The sequence below is a fragment of the Brucella lupini genome, from assembly GCF_002252535.1.
In the GTDB taxonomy this organism is placed as follows: domain Bacteria; phylum Pseudomonadota; class Alphaproteobacteria; order Rhizobiales; family Rhizobiaceae; genus Brucella; species Brucella anthropi.
In genome coordinates this window covers 78,163-97,809 of record NZ_NNRN01000065.1, presented here as the reverse complement: position 1 = coordinate 97,809, position 19,647 = coordinate 78,163, and the positions used below count along the sequence as shown (strand labels likewise).

Sequence of the window (19,647 nt, the reverse complement as noted above, 5' to 3'; positions counted from 1 at the left end):
CGCAGTTTCGTAAAAAAGAAGGAATTTTCTTTCCACAGCCAATATGGTCCTTTTTAACCAAATTTCAACTGGGAAAAACCGGCGATTCGAACGGTTGCGACGATTCCATGACAGTTACCGTGACAATTGGATGAATGAGCATGAAGCCTATGCCTTATATTCTGGCCGTCGATGGCGGCGGCACCGGATGCCGGGCGCTGCTTGCCGACAGCAATGGTGACCCCATAGGCCGAAGCACGAGCGGCCCTGCCAATATTGGTGCAGATCCGGCGACGGCTCTGGATAATATCATGCGCGCAGCGACGCTGGCCGTGCACGATGCAGGACTGGATGTCTCTATATTGAATGAGACCTGCGCCGTGCTCGGGCTCGCAGGCGCAAACTCGCTCCCGGACAAGGATCGCGTGGAACAGAGCCTGCCCTTCGGCAAGGTGAAGATCGTTTCCGACGCTGTTACCGCCCTGCAAGGTGCGCTCGGTCAGAAAGATGGCGCCATCGTTATTCTCGGCACCGGCTCGGTGTTCGTCAAAAGAGAAGAAGACGCCTTCGAGATTATCGGCGGGCGCGGCTTCATGTTGAGCGATCATGCGGGCGGCGCGCGGCTTGGTCGTGAACTTCTTGAAGAAACGCTGCTTGCTCTGGACGGCATGGCGGAGCACACGGAACTTGCCGATGCCGTGCTGGCACGGTTCGGCGGCGAACTTCGCCAGATCATAACCTTTTCGCGCACGGCGACGGCCGCAGACTACGCCGCCTTCGCTCCCATCGTTTTTGACTATGCGCATAAGGGCGATGCGCTCGGCCTTTCGATCCTGCAACGCGCCTGCTCTTATATTGCCCGCGGTCTGGATCGGCTCGGTATAGAAACGCTTGGCCGGTTCAGCCTGACGGGAGGCCTCGCCTCATCCTATGCAGCCCTGCCATTTCTACCGCATCGGGAACGCTTTCGGCCCGCGCTTGGCGATGCGTTGCAGGGAGCATTATCGCTCGCCTTGCTGGCCAACGGACGAAATTAGCCGCGTGAACGCCATGCGCCATCGCGGATGTTCCACACTATAGAAGTCACGCATCGTGCATTCCAAAATCGATTCCGATTTTCGGGCCGATGCTGTAGCGGCAAAAAGACTTGTCGCGGCGGGGTTTACCCCCTAACTTCTTATATACAGGCACTCACAGATATTCGGCCTGATCTTGCGAAACGGTGCCAGCTCACGCTGGCGGCGTGTGTGGCGTATTCTTTTCATGCATTTCCGGACGGAAACCGGTTTCCGTTCCCAGAGGAAATGCTCCACAGGGGTGGCATGCTGACTAAAAAGGGCAAATATGGCCTGAAAGCCATGGTGCATCTGGCGGGCGTTACAGATGGACAGCTGGTTTCGGCCAGCGAAATCGCCGAGAAGCACCATATACCGCGCAAGTTTCTCGACAATATTTTTACCGAACTTCGCAATGCCGGCTTCGTTCTTAGTCGCAAGGGCAAAGGCGGTGGCTTCTGTCTGGCCCGCCCGGCCCACGAGATTGCCATCGGCAATATCATCCGCGCGCTCGACGGCGCGCTTGCCCCCATCGCCTGCGCCAGCAAGACAGACTATCGCCCATGTGACGATTGCGATGAGGACGAATGCGAGGTGCGCCATATGATGCTCGATGTGCGCGAAGCCATCGCCAGCGTTCTGGATCATCGGACGCTAGCCGACAGCAAGGCCATGGATATAGCCTCACTGTCAGAATAGGCCTCAAGCCGCGGCGGCCGACCAGTTCGGGAACGGATCGTTCAGCCCCGACCAGCGCTCTGGCACGAAGTCTTCTTCCTCAAGAAGACATTGATCCAGCTCATCGATGAGCGCATCTTCCTGCATCGGATCGACACCGATGAACACAATCTCCTGACGCCGATCACCCCACACCTTATGGAAATATGGCTCCATGGCGCGCTGCCATTCGGGTTCCGCCGGCCAGTATTGCTTCGGCACGGATGACCACCAGCGCCCTCTTTTTCCGGTGCGGACCAACGCGCCCGCCTGACTGATTTCACCGACAAAATCCGGACGGGTGGCAAGCCAGAAGAAGCCTTTCGCCCGCACGACACCCGGCCAGCCCTTGTCGATGAACGATTGAAACCGTTCAGGATCGAAGGGACGTCGCGCACGATAGACAAAGGAGCGAACGCCATATTCCTCGGTCTCGGGCGTATGCGAGGCAAAGCCATGCAACTCCTTGTACCAGAGCGGATGCTCATGCGCCTTGTTGAAGTCGAAAAGCTTCGTGTCCAATATGGCGTCGAGCGACACTTCTCCGAAATCGACCTCCTCGATGCGGGCATCGGGATTGAGCGAGCGGATGACTTTGTGCGCCAGATCACGCTCCTCTTTTGAAGCGGTCGATATCTTGTTCAGCACGACGACATCGGCGAACTCGATCTGTTCAACCAGAAGATCGACAAGCGTGCGCTCGTCATCTTCGCCAAGGGATTCGCCGCGATCACGCAGAAAATCGCTCGATGCATAATCCTTCAGCAGATTGGCGGCATCAACAACTGTCACCATCGTATCGAGCCGGGCAACGTCCGAAAGACTGTTGCCCTTCTCGTCGCGAAACTCGAACGTGGCGGCAACCGGCAGTGGCTCGGCTATGCCGGTCGATTCGATCAGCAGATAATCGAAGCGTCCCTGAGCTGCCAGTTGTGAAACCTCCTTCAGGAGATCATCGCGCAATGTGCAGCAGATGCAGCCATTGGTCATTTCGACCAGCTGTTCATCCGTGCGGGAGAGATTGGCGCCGCCCTCACGAACGAGGGCGGCATCTATATTCACTTCACTCATATCATTGACGATCACCGCGACGCGGCGGTTCTCGCGATTATTGAGCACGTGATTGAGCAGTGTCGTCTTTCCGGCCCCGAGAAAACCGGACAAGACCGTAACGGGCAGTCTCTTTCTCATGACTCCGTTCCTCATCAAACTGGGTAGAATCAATCGTGATGGTGGTGATCGAGGTTGAAGGTCAGCGTGGTGAAATAGCTGAGCTTGTCCGCTTCCTTTGAATCAGACAGCGGCCTGGAATAGCCCGCCCCAACGACATTGAGACCCGCGTTGCGGATATTGATCCTGGCGATGCCTTCCGCGTCGGTTTTCACCGGCGCTGCGTGACTGTCATTGACATAATCCGCCGTGACCTCGACGCCTTCCACCGGCTTTCCGTCAAACAGAACCTGCACGGGAAGCTCGTTGCCCGCCTCCAATATTGTCGGGTCCATCAACGGAACGATTTCGAAAGGCAAACCTTGGGCTTCTGGCTTTTTGCGCAGATGATCCAGAATGGCGACAGCAAATTTCTGACTCTGGCTGGACTGTTTTGCGCCCGGCACTTCCGATTTCGGCTTGTTGACCCACTTGCCGTCCGGACCCTCGGCCCAGAAGCCATTGTCGAATGTGCCGCTGACCACGACTGCATCCTTGGGCACGCTCAGCAGGGCATGATCTTCCTGTCGTTTGATCTCGACGGCGACATCCTTGCCCTCTCCATTCTTGGCCGTAACCGTCTTGAGCTTCTGCGGGTCATAGGCCTCATCGCTTGCGCCGTGACCGTAAACAACCGCCTGCGTTCCGTGACGTTCTGCAATCCAGATTCCATGAGCACCCGCGATTGCGGGAGCAAGAAAAGTCAAGACAGCACCAGCCTGAAGCGCCTTCACAAAGCTACGCATTCTCTTCTCCTTAATGTTATATCATAACAGATTTAGTGGTGAAAATAGGCGGCCTGAGCCGCCTTTGAGTGTCGAAATGCAAGTTTCGATCCGCTTCAATCAGGTCGAGGCGCACTCATTAGAGCATGTCTCCCGAAAGTGGGAACCGGTTTCGGGATAAAGACATGCTGAAAAACAAACAGATAGAGTATTTCCAATGATTCAATTAAAACAGGAAATGCTCTAGTGCCGGGCTGCCCGTAAGTTAAAGCAGGGTCCAGCCCGGCACCGTTGCGACCGCTACCAAGTTATGGGCGTGCACCTGGCGAGGGCGCGGTCGCAGCTGTTGGCCCTATTTCGACAGACAGTCCTTCAACGAATCCGCCAGATTGCGAATGAGCTGCGGATAGAGATCCGGACCATCCTTCAGTTCTGCCCCCAGCGGATCGAGAACGCCTGTCCTGGCATCCGTTCCTTCGATAACTGTATTCACCAGCTTCGGTTCGAACTGCGGTTCGGAGAACACGCAGGTTGCGCCAAGCGATTTGATCTTCTCGTGAATTTCCTTGATGCGCGCGGCACCCGGCGCCTTTTCCGGGCTGACCGTGATCGATCCGGCCGCCTTCACACCGAAACGATTTTCGAAATACTGGTAGGCATCATGGAAGACGATAAACGGCTTGTCCTTTACCGGCTCCAGTTCGCTGGCGACTTCCTTGGTCAGCGCGTCAATCTTCTCGCCATAGTCCTTGGCGTTCTTTTCATATTGCGCAGCGTGTTCGGGGTCGCTTTCGCCGAGCGTCTTGGCGATATCCGCCGCCAGAACCTTTCCGTTTTGCGGGTCGAGCCAGAAATGCAGATCATATTCACTGTGACCATGGTGATGGTCATGCCCGCTTTCCGATGCTTCGGCGGCATGATTGTGCCCCTTGTCGGCATCGGCGGCATCCTTCTTGTCATCGTTACCATGGTCATGACCTTCGGCACCATGGTTGTGACCTTCATGGCCATGGTCATGCGCTTCGAACGGACCACCTTCACGGAACTTCAGCTTGGTCAGTCCTTCCGCTTCACCAAGAGCGACAACCTTTGCGCCATCGCCAAGTGTGTCGATGGGCTTGTCGAGGAAGGTTTCCATCGACGGCCCGGCCCAGAAAATCACCTTGGCGTGCTCGATTGCTTCGGCATCGGAGGGTTTCAGGCTGTAGACATGCTCGGAACCCGCACCCTGAACGATCAGTTTCGGCTCGCCCACCCCCTGCATGACTGCGGAAACAATGGAATGGAGCGGTTTGATCGAGACCACGACGCCGTCGCGTTCTGCGGCAAGTGAGACATTTGCCGTACCAGCCAGAAATGCCGAGGCTAGGAGGAGGGAGCGAAGATGTTTCATAGTCTCTCTCTTGTACGATTGGGGAGGGGCACCACATTCTTGTGATATGTTATTTTATTACGTCAGTTGCGTTATGCTATAACGTCTGTCATAAGGTGAGGCAACCCCCATTTTGGAAAAATCACAGCGGCGGTTGCGCAATAGAGCGGCAACGGAAAAAGACGCTGGGAAAAATTTCGAATCGGCGGATGATCCGTGCGTGGGACACGAACATACAGGCATTGAAAGCCCGGAATAAATGAGCAGGAAGACCGCCCTCCCCGCCGAAAAAGCGCGGGAAACATTGATTGAACTGAAAGATGCCGGCGTCTATCGCGACGGGCGCTGGCTCGTGCGCAATGTCGACCTGAGTGTTGAGCGCGGGGAGATCGTCACCCTGATCGGTCCGAATGGCGCGGGCAAGAGTACCGCCGCCAAGATGGCGCTGCGCATCCTGAAACCAGACGAAGGCAGCGTGATCCACGCGCCGGGCCTGCGCATCGGCTATGTGCCGCAAAAGATCAATATCGACCGCACGTTGCCGCTTTCGGTCGAGCGCCTGATGACCCTGACGGGGCCTCTCTCGCGCGAGGATACCGAGACGGCCTTGGAAGTGGTGGGCATTCCGCATCTGGCCAAGGCGGAAATCGCTAATCTGTCAGGCGGCGAGTTCCAGCGTGCGCTGATGGCGCGCGCACTCGCGCGCAAACCGGACCTCATGGTGCTGGACGAACCGGTGCAGGGCGTCGACTTTTCCGGCGAAGCTGCATTGTACGAACTGATTGCGAAACTGCGCGACGACACAGGCTGCGGCGTGCTGCTGATTTCGCACGACCTGCATCTGGTCATGGCGGCGACCGACCGCGTCATCTGCCTCAACGGGCATGTATGCTGCAGCGGGACGCCGCGCGATGTGACGGCGAGCCCTGAATATATGCGGCTGTTTGGCAGCCGGGCCGTCGGACCGCTTGCCGTTTATGAGCATCATCACGATCACACGCATCTGCCGGACGGGCGCGTGCTTCATGCCGACGGTTCCGTGACGGATCACTGCCACGCCGATGACGGCCATCATCATGACCATGAACACGGGCATGATCATGAACATCATCATCACGAAGGGAGCGCGCCGCGTGCTTGACGATTTCTTCACCCGCGCCATCATCGCCGGTGTCGGGCTTGCGCTCACGACCGGACCGCTCGGCTGCTTCATCGTCTGGCGGCGCATGGCCTATTTCGGCGATACCATGGCGCATTCCGCCCTGCTCGGCGTGGCGCTGGCGCTCATTTTCGACATCAATATGATGATCGGCGTGTTCGCCGTTGCCGTGGCGATTTCAGCCATTCTGCTGCTCTTGCAGCGCCGACACACATTGTCGGCGGATTCGCTGCTCGGCATCCTGTCCCATGCCACGCTGTCGCTTGGCCTCGTCCTCGTTGCCTTCATGACATGGGTGCGCGTCGACCTGCTGTCGTTCCTGTTCGGCGATATTCTGGCTGTCTCGCGAATGGATATCGCCTTCATCTATGGCGGCGGGGTGTTTGTGCTGGCGGTTCTGGCCTGGTTGTGGCGTCCTTTCCTTGCTGCCACCGTCAGCGAGGATATTGCCCGCGCCGAAGGCATGAACCCCGCCCTGTCGCGCATTGTTTTCATGCTGCTTCTGGCCATCGTCATCGCCATTGCGATGAAGATCGTCGGAATTCTATTGATAACCTCGCTGCTGATCATTCCGGCAGCGACGGCACGCCGCTTTTCCTCCACACCCGAACAGATGGCCATTCTGGCCTCACTGATCGGTGCTGCGGGGGTTATCGGCGGACTTTATGGTTCCATTCATTTCGACACGCCATCCGGCCCTTCCATTGTGGTCGCGGCGCTTGCCATTTTCATTTTGAGCCTGCTACCCCTACATAAGAGGGAAAAGGCATCACCGAAACGGATCGCTGGACAATGAGCACGCATCACCATCATCACGCCCCGCAGGACCTCACCCGCAATCAGACACTGGTTTTCGACGTTTTGTCCAAAGCGGAAGGCCCACTCAGCGCCTATACGATCCTCGACCAGTTGCGTGACGACGGTTTCCGCGCACCGTTGCAGGTCTATCGCGCACTGGAAAAGCTGCTCGATTACGGGATGATTCATCGCCTTGAAAGCCTCAACGCCTTCGTTGCCTGCGCGCACCCGCAATGCCATCAGCAGGGTCTGGTGGCTTTCGCGATTTGCGAGAAATGCGGTCAGGTGACGGAATTCTCCGACGCGGCGATCGAGAACCTTGTCAGCGCCTGGAGCCTTCAGAACGGTTTCAAGTCGCGCAAGACGACACTGGAGCTGCGCGGCCTCTGCGAAGCTTGTGGCGAGCACTGACAAACAGGAACCTGTTCAAGGTAACCATGTCCGCAAAATCCCGGTTTAAAAAGTAACGCATCGGCAATCGAAACCTGCTAGATTAGTCTCAGGGGAATAGCAGGTAAGATTTTGATATGGCACGGGTTAAGCCATCCCACGAACGTCGTAGGGAAGAGAGACAGCGTACAAGGCTGCGCTCCGGAAAGATCGTGGGGCTCGATGGGCGTTTCATCATCGAATGCCAGTTCAGCGATATCGCGCCCCATGGCGCCAAGCTGAGAACTGTCGAAGTCCCGACCCTGCCCGAACGCTTCTGGCTGTTTGACGATTATTACGGACGCGCGCTTCTGGCCCGCGTGGCCTGGCGGGATGGTCGTGAAATGGGTGTGGAGCTTGTATCCGACCCGGCGGTCGCACCGCTCGATGACGAGCGCCTCGCCCAGCTTGCAGGAAAATACTATTCGCTGTGACTGACAGGCTCTGCGTTGGCCTGCTTCTCTGACTGCTTGGCCGGTGCCGTCGGTGTCGGCGTGCCGCGCATGTTCATGGCACGGATTTCTTCCGCTGAAATATAGTTGAACTGCTCGACCAGAAGGTCCTTGATGACCGGCTCGGGGAACCGCGCATTGAGATCGGTGATGATCGAGGCACGAACGTCCTCGAAACTCACCTTCTCGACCTCTTTCGTATCCGAATAGCTGCCATAGAATTTACGGAATATCTCATCGTTGATGAAGAATTCGAGCGGCACGGTCAGCTTCTTGCGAATGTTCGAATCGACCGTATAGACAAGCTGCGTCACCACATAACCGGCGACGCCGCCATTCGAGATGATCGGCACGCTCATCACATCTGTCTTGACGTAATCCACGCCGCCAAATCCACTGGTCGCCGCCTGCGCCTCACCCGAAGATGAGACGTTCTGGCGAACCGCCAGGAAAAGCGAGCCGAAAGCGACGGCACAAATCCACAGACCGATGGCAATGATGCGGATCATCGTGCGTGACCGAGCCTCACACTCTGCATGCTGTAGGTGCCGTCCGCTTCCTGCGTTTCCAGCGCACCGCGAATGAGATCAGCCAACTCACCGACGGCCCGCAGATGCAGCTGCAGCGCTTCGCAATTCCTCTCGAGCTTCTGCTTCAGGCTGTCGAGCAGCGGCTGAAGCCGCTTCATCGTCGCCGGTTCGGCAGCACTGGCCGCTTTCTTGATCGCCTTGTTGAAATCATAAAGCCCACGGCTCTTGCGGGAGTTGATTTCCGCCAGATCCGGATTGCCGCCCTCCAGAAGAAGACGCGTTTCAGTATCGATGACATCTTCCAGACGTTGGATTGCCCGCACGACCGGCTTCAATGTGGGGTTCTCGGCCGGTTCCTCTGCCAGCGCCTGACCCGGTTCGCTCGTGACAGTGACGATTTGCGAATCCTCTGGCGGCAGGCTGTTTTCAGAGCTTGTCTCGGTCATTTAGGGGTCCTCAATTATGAAGCATGGCGGACGCTATGGTTGCGGGCCAATCAGCCGCGCGCGCTGTCCGTATCGCTGTTGTTGTCGAGTTGCTTTTGAATGAGCTTGCGTTCGAAGCCATGCACAATGTCCTTCGATACGCCGTTCTGGCCCACACTTTCTCCCAGATTATTGATCACGTCTCCTAACGCTATCGTCGTCGGCGCGTCTGCCCGCCCGTTGCGCGCCGCCTGTTCCTCAAGCAACTTGGCAATGCCGACACCGCCGCCATCCGCCATCTTGTTTGCCATGGCTTCCGCCATCATGGACTTCCAGTATTCACCGGCAATCCCCTTCCCGAAGGTCGCCGTCGTGTCACTGGTGAACATCGACTGCACGAAGGATTGCAGCATGAAGGCCTCGAACTTGCGATAAGCCGGACTGGCCGCATTCTGCGCATCCGGTCGCACGCTGACCCCAGCCGCAAGGCTGTCGGAAAAGCTGGCGAAATTATCCCGCGTCAGTCCACCACCGGCGGCGGGTGCCGCCATTGTAGCTGCCCCAGTGGATGCCACCATGGTTCCCGATGCGGACGGCGCTCTCAGCCGTTCCGCCGCCATGCGATAGGCTTGCGGATCGGCGGCACGCGCCACGTCCATCACCAGATCTGACGGCGGGTTGATCGCCATGCGCCATTCCTTCTTCTGTTGATTGCACCATAATGGGTCAAACTTGACTGAAACTTGTGCGTGCGTTCAGCCTCAATTTTGCGCTCAATCAGGGTTTTGCGGCCTATTTGTCGTTTTCCGGCTAATAAATTCCTCGATTAGGCTGGAAAGTTCGCGCCGTTCGCGATCATTTTCAGCATCCGTCAGGCGATCTTCCAGCAACTCGACACGTCTTTGTTCCTGCAAAAGTGCTTTGCGTTGTGATTCGAGACGCTGCTCAAGCTGCAGCGATTCGGCAGCGTTATTGCCGAGGCGCTTGATGAGCAGCGACGGATCGATATTGAGCGCATCGCCATCATAGCGGCGGTCCTGCATGGCGATCAGCGCCTCTCGCTCTTCATCCAGCGCGCCCTTGCGCGCATTGGCTGCAGCAAGAGCCTGTTCCAGCCGGGCGCTTCCGAGCTTTTGCAGTTCAATGAGCTTCTTGAGATTGCGCGGATTCGTCATAGCTGCCCTCAAAACAGCTCGCGAAGCTGCGTCGCAGTTTCGTTGGTGAAGAAGCGCAGGAGTTCCGGCAGGATGAAATAGACCACCAGCAGCCCTCCCCCCAGCACGAATGGCATCGATACGAAGTAAACCGGTATGGTCGGCGTCAGCTTGTTCACCAGACCGATGGCGAAATTGACGAGAATCGCAAAAACGATGAACGGCGCTGCAATACGCAGCGTTGCCAGAAAAGCCGCCGAAAGCGCATCGGTGAAGTCGATCATTGCCGCATCGGGGCGAAACTGCCCGTCAACCGGAATCGCCACATAGGAATTGAGCAGCGCCCGGAAGATTTCCAGATGCATATCGGTAATGAAGAACAGGAACAGAGCGCTGAAAGTGACGATGGTGGCAAGTGTCGCCTGCGGTTCGCTTTCGGTGATGGCATCGGCAGGCGAGCCGGAATATCCGACTGAAACCGCCATCGTGCTGGCCATGAATTGCAGCGCCCAGAAATAGATATGCGCCAGAATGCCGATCACCGCGCCGACAAACATTTCGCTCGCCATCAGGCGGAACAGGGTCCACGGTTGCCCGGCATCGACAACGGTAACGATACGCTGCAACACCAGCGGCAGGACCGCGAATGAACAGGCCAGTGCAATGTAGAGTCTGACCTGCAACGGAATGCGCGCACTCGAAAGCCCCGGCATCAGCATCAGGCACGCGCCGATGCGGCAGAACGCCAGAACGGCGGCCAGGATGATTTCGTTGAGCGGCAATTGCGCGACAGGCACTCAAGGCCCTTTCATCGTATGAAGCAATAACTACTCCCCTCGCCCTTCGAGACGCCAAGCCTCGACAAGCTCGGCATGGCTCCTCAGGATGAGGGGTGTGGACGCTAGAACTCTTTCCTCATCCTGAGGAGGTGTCCTGAGCAAAGCGAAGGGAACCGTCTCGAAGGATCAGAGGATCGACGAACGCTGTCCTCTTACGAAATCGCGCCGAGTGACTTCACCTCCACGCCACGTGCGATTTCGACATGGGACAAGACAGGCAGGGTGGCGAACAAGCGCTCGATAATCATGCGAATGTATGGCCGCGCTTCCGGTGACGAAACCAGCACGAAACGTTCGCCATTGTCGAAATGCTTGCGAATGACGGTGGAGGCCTCGGTGCCGAACTGTTCCAGCAGGCGCGGATCGATGTCGAATTCGACGATTTCACCTTTGGCATCACGCTTGAGGCTCTGGTGGAAGACCAGATCCCAGCGATTGCCGAGACGCAGAACGTTCAGCACGCCATTGTCGGAAAGATCGCCGCAAATCTGCTGCGCCATGCGCATACGGACATGTTCCACGATCATTTCCGGGCGGCGAACGAGCGGTGCGATTTCCGCAATGGCTTCAAGGATCAGATGCAGGTTGCGGATGGAAATGCGTTCGGCGAGCAGCAGCTTCAGCACCGCCTGCAGGCCCGAATAGGAAATATGCGTCGGGCAGATATCTTCCAGAAGCTTGCGATATTCAGAGCCGAGACGGTCCAGCAGAATGCGCATATCTTTGTAGGAAAGAAGCTGGGCCAGATTGTTGCGGACGATTTCGCTCAAATGTGTCAGCAGGACTGAGAGATTGTCCACGGTCATATAGCCATCGCGGCGGAGATCGGACGCAAAGGTTTCCGGCACGGAATAGGCGCGCATACCGAAGGCCGGTTCGCGCACTTCCTCACCCGGAATGGATGGGATCGGGCGGTCGCCAAGCACGACAAGCGTTTCACCGACGCGCAGCTCGTGGCTGGCAACGGCCGTACCGTGAATCTTGATGCGATAGCTTTTCGGCGGAAGCGCGATATCGTCCGTGACCTTGATTTCAGGGATGACGAAACCGTATTCCTGCGCGAACTTGCGGCGCATCTTGTTGACGCGATGCGCCAGCTCCTGCTGCGATGCGATCAGGCGGGCGGAAAGCTGCTTGCCGAGGCAAAGCTCGATCTGGTTGGTTTCGAGCGACGCCTTGACGGAATTGCGCTCCTGCTCTTCCGCTTCGCGCTGCTTCTTGCCGGCCTCGTTGGCTTCCGCCTCGCGCTGGCGCGCTTGTCGTCGGGGTACGGCAATACCGATGAAAGCCATTGCGCCACCGAGCATAAAGAACGGGAAGGCTGGCAGGCCCGGCATGATGCCGAGGACGAAAAGCAGCATAGCCGCAACCAGAAGCGCCTTCGGATAGGCACCCAGCTGACCGAAGATCGCCTGATCGGCAGAGCCGCGTGTGCCGCCCTTCGACACCAGAAGACCGGCGGCAAGCGAGACGATCAGGGCCGGAATCTGCGTTACCAGACCATCGCCGACCGACAGCTTGGTGAAGACATCGGCTGCGTGCGCAATATCCATGTCGTGGCGCGTAGCGCCGATGATGATACCGCCGAAAATATTGACGGCGGTGATGATGAGACCGGCAATCGCATCGCCGCGAACGAATTTCGAAGCACCGTCCATGGAGCCGAAGAAGGAGCTTTCCTCTTCCAGCTCGCGACGGCGGCGCTGCGCTTCCTTTTCATCGATCAGGCCGGACGACAGGTCGGCATCGATGGCCATCTGCTTGCCGGGAATGGCGTCGAGGGTGAAGCGCGCGCCCACTTCCGCGATACGCGTCGCGCCCTTGGTGATGACGAGGAAGTTGACGATGATGAGAATGCAGAAAACGACCAGACCGATGACGAAGTCGCCGCCCATCACGAATTGCGAGAAACCGTGAATCACGTGTCCTGCGGCGAGATAGCCTTCATTGCCATGGGTGAGAATCACGCGCGTCGTCGCGATATTCAGCGACAATCGCATCATGGTGGCGATCAGCAGTACCGTCGGAAAGGCGGAAAAATCGAGCGGGCGCTGGATCCAGAGCGCAACCATCAGGATCAGAACCGAGAACGCGATCGAAAATGCCAGGCCGATATCCAGCACGACAGCCGGAACAGGCAGGAAAAGCACGGTCAGGATGATGATGATGCCAACCGCCAGCCCCATATCGCTGCCGGTCAGAAGTCCGCTTTTCATCAAGGGTTTAGCCGCTGCCTGCTGCACATCCATCTCCTGTTTCGGGACGGACCTTAGCTCGCGAAGCTTGCGCGAAGGCTACGTGCTAGAACCCCTTCTCGATACGAGAATAGGCCAGCAGCGTGAAGGAGTTGATCTGCGCACCGACGAACGGCGCGGTGAGGGCCAGCACGACGAAAATGACGATGATCTTCGGCACGAAGGTCAGCGTCATTTCCTGAATCTGCGTCAGCGCCTGGAAAAGTGCGATGCCGATGCCTGCAAGCATGGCGGCAAGCACCGCCGGACCGCTTGCCATAAGCACGGTCCAGATCGCAGAATTGACGATATCAAGCGCGTCGGCTTCGTTCACCGCATCGGTCCTAGCTGATCTTGACGCCTGCACCGATCATCAGCGTCTTGCCGTCTTCCAGTTCGGCCAACATGCCGTTTGACTGGATGGTAACGGATTTTACGACGCCCGATATGCTGCCATCGGCATTGGTCAGCGTACGACCGATCCAGCCCTCAGCCTGTGTCAGAGACGTATTGGCGATCAGCGTTTCAAGCTTGCTGTTCATCTGCACGGCCTGCTCGACATTGGAGAAGGTCGCAAGCTGCGAAACATATTGCGTCGCGTCCATGGGCTGCGTCGGATCCTGATTCTGCATCTGGGTCACCAGAAGTTTCAGGAAGGAATTATAATCGACGCTCGCCTTGTTGGCAGCGGAATTGCTGTTGTTCGTCGTGTTGTTATTCGTCGTATTTGTGCCAATCGGCGGTGTCGTGGTCATGGGTTTGCCTCCGCAGATTTCCGGGTCGCAGCCACGGGCAAAACAGGGCTCTCAAGGCCCATCAGTTCGGCCTCGCGTGGATATTGCGCGCGAATTGTCTTGAGCGCCTCGAAAATGCGCCCGTTATGCACCAGCTCGTCGACCAGCTTCAGCGCATTCAGGATTTCCGCATCCTTGAACGTCGAGAACATGCCTTTCAGCATCTGCGCGAAAGTGGAGTGGGCCTGTTCGCGCATGGCCGGTTCGATCAGCATCATCTGCGCAGCGAAATAGAGCTGGCGCAGCGGCGTGGTCGTGTCTTCCGGCTGGAGAACATGGTTTTCCAGAAGGAAGGTCGCATCGTTCAGGAGTTCGAGCGAGACCTTGCGGTCGGCTCTCAGTACGGCACCGTTGATGAAGATTCGTTCGCCCGCGCGCAGCGAAAGGCGAATGGCCGGTTTTCCGTTTGGGGTCATCTCAAAGCCCATCCCGGATCGATTGTGTGATCTCGATCAGCGTGGCGTAATCATTGCTTTCGCCCTGACGGATGCGCTCGATTTCCTTCAGCACGAAAATACCGACGGAAATGATCGCGGCCTTCAGTTCCTTCGGCAGCACATTTTCCTCGGACCCCAGATCATCGATGATCGTGGTCCAGAGCTTTGTCGTGAAATAGGCCGCGTCAATCGCCTCACGCGAGCCGCTGCCATTTGCCTTCGCCGCCTCGAGCATTGCGATGGAACGGTCGAACAATGCCCGTTCCCGTTCCTTGGCGCTCGCCATATCGTCATTCATGACATCTTCGTAGCGCATCTGATACATGGTTTCTCCGTCTATCAGTTCGGACGGGCTCGCATCATGCTGCGTCCGTCCTCATTTCATCTCAACTATCTGAGATAGTTGAGCAGGCTCATATTCTGCAGCTGAACCGTCAGCGAATAGGACGTTTCAATCTGTGTCTTCAGAGCGTTGACGCGTGTCGCCGCTTCATAAGGATCGACTTCTTCGAGATTGAGCACAGACTGGTTCAGGATTTTTTGCTGTGCCGCGATGCGCGTGGTTGCAGCTTCGGTGCGCGACTGGGCGAGACCGAGCGTCGTCTGTTCCGAGGTGGTTTCGGTGATCGCCGTCGTCGTCGTCTGCATGGCCTGATGCGTCAGGGCTTCAAAAGCCGAGTTATTGAGGCCGATGGTTGCGAATTCGGCCACCATGACCGCCGACATGATGGTCTTGCGGAAACCGTCAGCATTGGCCGAGATCGATGTATCCGCCGTTTCTGTCGGCGAAATACGGCTCTTGATCACCGTGTCCGATGCATCCGACCAGTTTGCGGCCCAGTTGGCATCGTTGAACTCGTCAGCGAAATCACCTTCCAGAAAGGCCTTCATTTCGTCGCCGGTGATGTTCGCCACCTGCGGATCGTCGATGGCAAAACCGAAATGTGTCTGAAACGCCTGGCGCACCGCTGTCTGCGCGGCGCTGCCTTCGGTATAGTCGGCAACCGGCTTCACATCGGTGTTTACACCGGCAAAGATATATTCGCCGTTATAGCTGGTGTTGAGCAGACCGGTGACGGAGTTGAGAATAGACTTTGCCGACTTCGCAATCGTGGAGGCACTTTCGGCGGTATTGTTGGCGCCCGTCAGGTCGCCCAGAAAGTTCTGCGTGTTCTCGATGATCGTGCCGGCAGCGGTCTGCGTCGCATTCATGCGCTGCTGCACCAGCTTGTTCATGTCTGTAAGCACGCTCAGGCGATCGTATTCCTTGCGCAACGATACGGTCTGGCCAGACTTGGAGCCAAGCGACAGACCAACATCGAACACGGTTCCCGTGGTCGCTTCCTGCTGCGCCTTCAACATTTCGGCCTTGTTCTTCGCCACAAGGGCTCGCAGGGCTGACGTTGCGCCATAGGTGGAAATCGATTGCGCTTTCATTGGCCTCACACCGCGTTGAGAAGATCGTCGAGCATTGCGCTGATCGTGGTCAGCACCCGGCTCGATGCCTGATAGGAATGTTCAAGATCGAGAAGCAGCGCCATTTCAGTATCCATATCGACACCATTGGCGTTGGAAAGGGCTGCGTCTGCCTGGCTGGCAATCGTCGCATTATAGGAGAATTCGCTGTTGGCCTTCTGGCGCTTGCCTTCAAGCCAGCTGATCGATGATGAGCTGTAGTCCGTCAGGCTGGAGTTTGTCGCCAGACCCGCCACCGAATTGAAAGTCATCGGCTCGGAGAATGCTTCGTTGAGCGCACGCAGGCGATCGCTGAAACCTGCCCCACCTTCAGTATTGTATTTGTAGTCAGGTCCGTTGGCCCCACCGTCGCGCAGAAGAAGTGAGCTGCCGCCTTCCGACGTAACGAAGGCCGACGACACCTTGATAGTGCCTGCAATGCCTGCCGAGACGCCCGCACCGGGAACATCCGGCGAACCGGCCCAGCTGAACAGGCCCGTCTTGTCCGCGCCAACGCCGGTCTGGTCGCTTTCGGCGAACATCGTCACCAGATTGCGCGCAATCTCATCAAGCTGCATCTGATATTGCGGGGCGATCTGGTCACGCAGCTGCAGCAAGCCGCTCAGGCGACCCGTTCCATAAGGCTGGTCGAATGTCTCGTGGTTGAGCGGAACGCCATCCACCAGTACCGCCTTGCCGGCAATACCCGGCGCCAGCACAGTCGATTGCTCGAAGCTCACCTTGCGCGCCGTGGTCTCAAAGAGTGTCACGCCGTTCTCGGCAAAAATGACCATGTCATTATCGCCGCGCATCATGGTGGTGATGCCGATCTCGCCGGAAAGCTGCTTCAGGATCGAGTCGCGCTGATCCATATAGTCGGAGACATCGCGATTGGCGCGCGTACCGCCGACGATCTCCTGATTGATCTTTTCGAACTTGGCGAGAAGATCATTGATGTTGGCGACGGAATCCGCGATTTCACGGTCCGCATCATTGCGCAGCGACTGAACCTGCTTGGTTCCGGCATTGAGCGCATTGGCAAGCGATTGCGCCGTGGAGACAACACTGTCGCCAAGCGCGCTGTTGGACGGAGAAGCGGCAAAGGTCTGGAGTGCATCGCGCAAATCGCCGATCAGTGCCGATGGCGAACCGGAATAATTATCTGCCGAATAAAGCGACGAAAGGCGGTCAAGCCCGCCTGCGAGAATGGAAGAGGAAGAAGCCGTACTGTTGGACTGGATGAACTTGTTGAACAAGGCTTCATCCGCCGACCGGCTGATGCCCACGTAAAGAGAACCGTAGGGCCCCGATACGAGAGAAGCCGTGCGCCGGGAATAATCCGGATCGTTGGCGCCCGCAATATTGCGAGAGACAACGGAGGTCTGCTTGGACGTTGCCGCAAGCGAACTTTTGGCCGTCAGAAGAGCAGAACTAAGCGACATCTTACCCCATCCTACAAGTGCATCCCCGAAAAGCGCGAAGCGGTCTCGCGTCCGGAAATGCGGCTAAAACAAACACCTGGAAAGCCCCTGATAATTCCGCTGATATCGGAACTGCCCCATGTGCGGACCGTGTCTGTTGCCTGAACGGTCCGTATTCTCAATGCTGCAATTCCGGGGAAGACTTTTTCGCCATCCCCGGAATCGTCTCGATTTATCTCTTCAGATTGACCAGCACGTCCATCAGTTCGGAACCGGTCTGGAATACTTTCGAATTGGCCGTATAACTGCGCTGCGCCTCGATCATGTCGGTCAGTTCCTGCGCAATATCGGCGTTGGATTCCTCCAATGTGCCCGACATGACCTTGCCCATGCCGTCGCTCTGCGGGAAACCGAGGCGGACATCGCCCGAGTCCGCGCTCGGCAGGAACACGTTGCCGCTCACAACCGTCATGCGATCAGGGCTTGCCACATTGGCCAGCGGAATACGCGCCAGAACCTTCTGTGTGCCGTTTTCGTAGATGGCGACGACCGAACCGTCATTGGCCACATCCACGCCCTTGACCGCAGATGGTGCCTGACCGTTAATCTGCGCCTGCGAAATGGTGTAGTCACCTGCGCGCTGCGTGGATGCACCCAGATTGAGATTGAGATTCTGACCGCCATAGGGTCCAAGATCAACCGCAACACCACCGGCAGACGTCATGTCGCCTGTTGTCGGATCGAATGTCAGCGTCGTCGGACCACCGACCACTGCATCGTCGGCAGCATTCTTGACCGTGACGCTCCATTCATCCGCACCGGTCTTGGTGAAATAAACGTCGAGCGTGATCTTCTCGCCCTTGTCATTATAGGAAATCAGCGACGTCTTGTGATTGAACTCACCCGCCGCCGGGATCTGATCGGTAGACGGCAAATTGACCGTGAAATTGCCAGACGTGCTGGCCTCCGGCGGAAGTGCTGCACTGTTGACATTGATGATGTTCAAACCGGCCATTGTCAGCGCGCCAGCCGGGTCGTTCGGGCCCGCGCCCAACAGATAATAGCCGGCTGAGTTGACCAGATTACCGTTCTTGTCGGGAACGAAGGAGCCAGCACGGGTCAGGAAGGTCGAGCCGTCCGCCCCCTGCACCACAAAATAGCCGTTGCCGTCGATGGCAAGGTCTGTCGTGGACGATGTGGAGCGGATGCCGCCCTGGTCGGAAATGCCGTAACGAACATCAGTCAGAACGCTGCCGGAATTATACTGTCCGCCAGTGCTGGGCAGAACGAGCGACGAAAACTGGGTTTCCGCACGCTTGTAACCGACGGTGCTCGCATTCGCGATGTTGTCAGCGACCGCCGACAGGCGGTTCGCCTGCGCGTTCATTCCCGAAACACCGGTCCGCATCATACCGTAGAGGCTCATTGGCAGCTCCTGATTAGTTGTAGCAACCAGCTCAAAGTCCGAAACCGTCGGGCTGGAATTCGTAAAACCGAGCGACTGAATCGGCACACCGATCCAATCATCCGCGGTAAAGCTAATGGACCACGCTTGCGTGAAACTGTAGCCTCGGGATTTTCTACGCTTTTACTGAGGAGACAGGCGCAATTTCAGAAATCCGCAAATGTGCTCGAAATCGCGATACTGGGGATTATGGAGATGCAGCAATATCACTCGATATTGATGCAGTAGCCGAGGAAGCGCTTGGAATCGATCGGATCGAAACCCATCTGCTCACGCAGCTTCTTCCGCAACTTGCTGATATGGCTTTCAACGACGTTTTCTTCGACTTCACTGTCGAAGATGCCGTAGATCGCGCTGAAAATCTGCGCCTTGTTGAGGCGACGACCGCGATTGGCGATCAAATATTCCAGGATGCGGCGCTCGCGACGCGGCAGTGGAAAATCGATGCCATTGATCTGCGGATCACGACCATCGGAGAAAACACGGATCGGGCCGAGCTCAGTGCCGCTGTCGTTGGAAGCAGCTGATGCACCTGCACGGCGGCGGATCGCATTGATGCGCGCAAGGATTTCACGCACATGCACCGGTTTGCGAACAACATCGTCAACCCCGGATTGAAACAGCTCAAGTGTATGTTCAAGCGAGGGGCGATCGTTGACGGCGATGACGGGCGCCTTGCAGCGTTCACGAATCCGGGCTGGAAGGCGATGCTGATCTGCACATTCGCCGATCAGAAAAGCTTCGACAGCCATAATATCCTGTTGTGGAACGCTCTCGACCCATTCGTCGAAATCGGTAGGGGTAAAACCTGTTGTCGTGATGCCTTCGCGACCGAACCAGGAAGAGTATCCTTCAGTCACTATGTCCCTGTCGTCTACGACAACAATCATCGGCCCGCCTTCCGAATCAATATGTTAGCCCAAGCACGATAGGAATAACTGGCAGGAGGAATCAGCAACAATGGCAATTAGTTGCCCGCAATATATTGGGAGGCAATT

Annotated in this window: 23 protein-coding genes; 6 read left to right on the top strand and 17 right to left on the bottom strand. The window is 57.1% G+C overall.

Annotated elements, in window-relative coordinates; genetic code table 11:
- Positions 1 to 134: 134 nt before the first annotated feature.
- Together CES86_RS27005 and CES86_RS27000 are read left to right on the top strand one after the other, a co-directional pair.
- Entirely contained in the window at positions 135 to 1,016 is an 882-nt protein-coding gene (locus CES86_RS27005; protein WP_094515885.1) for a BadF/BadG/BcrA/BcrD ATPase family protein, read from the top strand.
- 285 nt (positions 1,017 to 1,301) lie between these two features.
- Positions 1,302 to 1,733, top strand: coding sequence for an RrF2 family transcriptional regulator (locus CES86_RS27000; protein WP_012093486.1), 432 nt, complete (start codon positions 1,302 to 1,304; stop codon positions 1,731 to 1,733).
- Between the two features lie 3 nt (positions 1,734 to 1,736).
- Here CES86_RS27000 and zigA read toward each other — a convergent pair whose 3' ends face one another.
- The 3 genes from zigA to znuA form a co-directional block, all read right to left on the bottom strand.
- Positions 1,737 to 2,942, bottom strand: coding sequence for a zinc metallochaperone GTPase ZigA (zigA, locus tag CES86_RS26995; protein ID WP_012093487.1), 1,206 nt, complete (start codon positions 2,940 to 2,942; stop codon positions 1,737 to 1,739).
- A 29-nt stretch (positions 2,943 to 2,971) separates the two neighbouring features.
- Complete coding sequence (locus CES86_RS26990) at positions 2,972 to 3,706, bottom strand: DUF4198 domain-containing protein (protein WP_010660762.1); 735 nt, start codon at positions 3,704 to 3,706, stop codon at positions 2,972 to 2,974.
- 331 nt (positions 3,707 to 4,037) lie between these two features.
- Complete coding sequence (gene znuA, locus CES86_RS26985) at positions 4,038 to 5,078, bottom strand: zinc ABC transporter substrate-binding protein ZnuA (protein WP_094515884.1); 1,041 nt, start codon at positions 5,076 to 5,078, stop codon at positions 4,038 to 4,040.
- Positions 5,079 to 5,316: 238 nt separating this feature from the next.
- On the opposite strand from znuA, the gene CES86_RS26980 reads away from it, so the two are divergent.
- From CES86_RS26980 to CES86_RS26965, 4 genes are all read left to right on the top strand, one after another.
- Complete coding sequence (locus tag CES86_RS26980; protein WP_094515883.1) at positions 5,317 to 6,198, top strand: ATP-binding cassette domain-containing protein; 882 nt, start codon at positions 5,317 to 5,319, stop codon at positions 6,196 to 6,198.
- Entirely contained in the window at positions 6,152 to 7,012 is an 861-nt protein-coding gene (gene znuB / locus CES86_RS26975) for a zinc ABC transporter permease subunit ZnuB (protein WP_094515882.1), read from the top strand. Before CES86_RS26980 ends, znuB begins: the two co-directional genes overlap by 47 nt.
- Complete coding sequence (locus CES86_RS26970; RefSeq protein ID WP_010660758.1) at positions 7,009 to 7,425, top strand: Fur family transcriptional regulator; 417 nt, start codon at positions 7,009 to 7,011, stop codon at positions 7,423 to 7,425. Before znuB ends, CES86_RS26970 begins: the two co-directional genes overlap by 4 nt.
- A 116-nt stretch (positions 7,426 to 7,541) precedes the next feature.
- Positions 7,542 to 7,877: a PilZ domain-containing protein gene (locus CES86_RS26965; protein ID WP_010660757.1), complete on the top strand. Its 336-nt coding sequence runs from the start codon at positions 7,542 to 7,544 to the stop codon at positions 7,875 to 7,877.
- Here CES86_RS26965 and CES86_RS26960 read toward each other — a convergent pair.
- The 14 genes from CES86_RS26960 to ftcR all read right to left on the bottom strand — a co-directional run bounded on the left by CES86_RS26960 (position 7,865) and on the right by ftcR (position 19,539).
- On the bottom strand, positions 7,865 to 8,404 hold the full coding sequence (locus CES86_RS26960; RefSeq protein WP_010660756.1) for a hypothetical protein: 540 nt from the start codon (positions 8,402 to 8,404) through the stop codon (positions 7,865 to 7,867). The genes CES86_RS26965 and CES86_RS26960 overlap by 13 nt on opposite strands.
- A complete protein-coding gene (locus CES86_RS26955) occupies positions 8,401 to 8,871 on the bottom strand; it encodes a flagellar protein FlgN (RefSeq protein ID WP_012093491.1) in 471 nt (156 codons plus the stop codon). Before CES86_RS26955 ends, CES86_RS26960 begins: the two co-directional genes overlap by 4 nt.
- A 50-nt stretch (positions 8,872 to 8,921) precedes the next feature.
- Complete coding sequence (locus tag CES86_RS26950; protein WP_012093492.1) at positions 8,922 to 9,539, bottom strand: rod-binding protein; 618 nt, start codon at positions 9,537 to 9,539, stop codon at positions 8,922 to 8,924.
- A gap of 84 nt (positions 9,540 to 9,623) precedes the next feature.
- Positions 9,624 to 10,025: a hypothetical protein gene (locus CES86_RS26945; RefSeq protein WP_094515881.1), complete on the bottom strand. Its 402-nt coding sequence runs from the start codon at positions 10,023 to 10,025 to the stop codon at positions 9,624 to 9,626.
- Between the two features lie 8 nt (positions 10,026 to 10,033).
- Positions 10,034 to 10,801, bottom strand: coding sequence for a flagellar biosynthetic protein FliR (gene fliR / locus CES86_RS26940; protein ID WP_012093494.1), 768 nt, complete (start codon positions 10,799 to 10,801; stop codon positions 10,034 to 10,036).
- Between the two features lie 194 nt (positions 10,802 to 10,995).
- A complete protein-coding gene (flhA, locus tag CES86_RS26935; RefSeq protein ID WP_181834088.1) occupies positions 10,996 to 13,092 on the bottom strand; it encodes a flagellar biosynthesis protein FlhA in 2,097 nt (698 codons plus the stop codon).
- A gap of 52 nt (positions 13,093 to 13,144) precedes the next feature.
- The gene (fliQ, locus tag CES86_RS26930; RefSeq protein ID WP_006469393.1) at positions 13,145 to 13,411 is read right to left on the bottom strand and encodes a flagellar biosynthesis protein FliQ; all 267 of its coding nucleotides are present in this window, start codon (positions 13,409 to 13,411) and stop codon (positions 13,145 to 13,147) included.
- Positions 13,412 to 13,421: 10 nt separating this feature from the next.
- Positions 13,422 to 13,832, bottom strand: coding sequence for a flagellar hook assembly protein FlgD (gene flgD / locus CES86_RS26925; RefSeq protein ID WP_010660750.1), 411 nt, complete (start codon positions 13,830 to 13,832; stop codon positions 13,422 to 13,424).
- A complete protein-coding gene (gene flbT / locus CES86_RS26920; protein ID WP_012093496.1) occupies positions 13,829 to 14,287 on the bottom strand; it encodes a flagellar biosynthesis repressor FlbT in 459 nt (152 codons plus the stop codon). The genes flgD and flbT overlap by 4 nt, the downstream gene beginning before the upstream one ends.
- 1 nt (position 14,288) lies before the next feature.
- On the bottom strand, positions 14,289 to 14,633 hold the full coding sequence (gene flaF, locus CES86_RS26915; RefSeq protein WP_012093497.1) for a flagellar biosynthesis regulator FlaF: 345 nt from the start codon (positions 14,631 to 14,633) through the stop codon (positions 14,289 to 14,291).
- 65 nt (positions 14,634 to 14,698) lie between these two features.
- Positions 14,699 to 15,745, bottom strand: a complete 1,047-nt coding sequence (locus CES86_RS26910; protein WP_012093498.1) for a flagellar hook-associated family protein — start codon at positions 15,743 to 15,745, stop codon at positions 14,699 to 14,701.
- Between the two features lie 5 nt (positions 15,746 to 15,750).
- Complete coding sequence (flgK, locus tag CES86_RS26905; protein WP_094515880.1) at positions 15,751 to 17,205, bottom strand: flagellar hook-associated protein FlgK; 1,455 nt, start codon at positions 17,203 to 17,205, stop codon at positions 15,751 to 15,753.
- Between the two features lie 211 nt (positions 17,206 to 17,416).
- A complete protein-coding gene (locus CES86_RS26900; RefSeq protein WP_040128577.1) occupies positions 17,417 to 18,610 on the bottom strand; it encodes a flagellar hook protein FlgE in 1,194 nt (397 codons plus the stop codon).
- Positions 18,611 to 18,855: 245 nt separating this feature from the next.
- Positions 18,856 to 19,539, bottom strand: coding sequence for a flagellar transcriptional regulator FtcR (ftcR, locus tag CES86_RS26895; protein WP_010660744.1), 684 nt, complete (start codon positions 19,537 to 19,539; stop codon positions 18,856 to 18,858).
- Between the last annotated feature and the right edge of the window lie 108 nt (positions 19,540 to 19,647).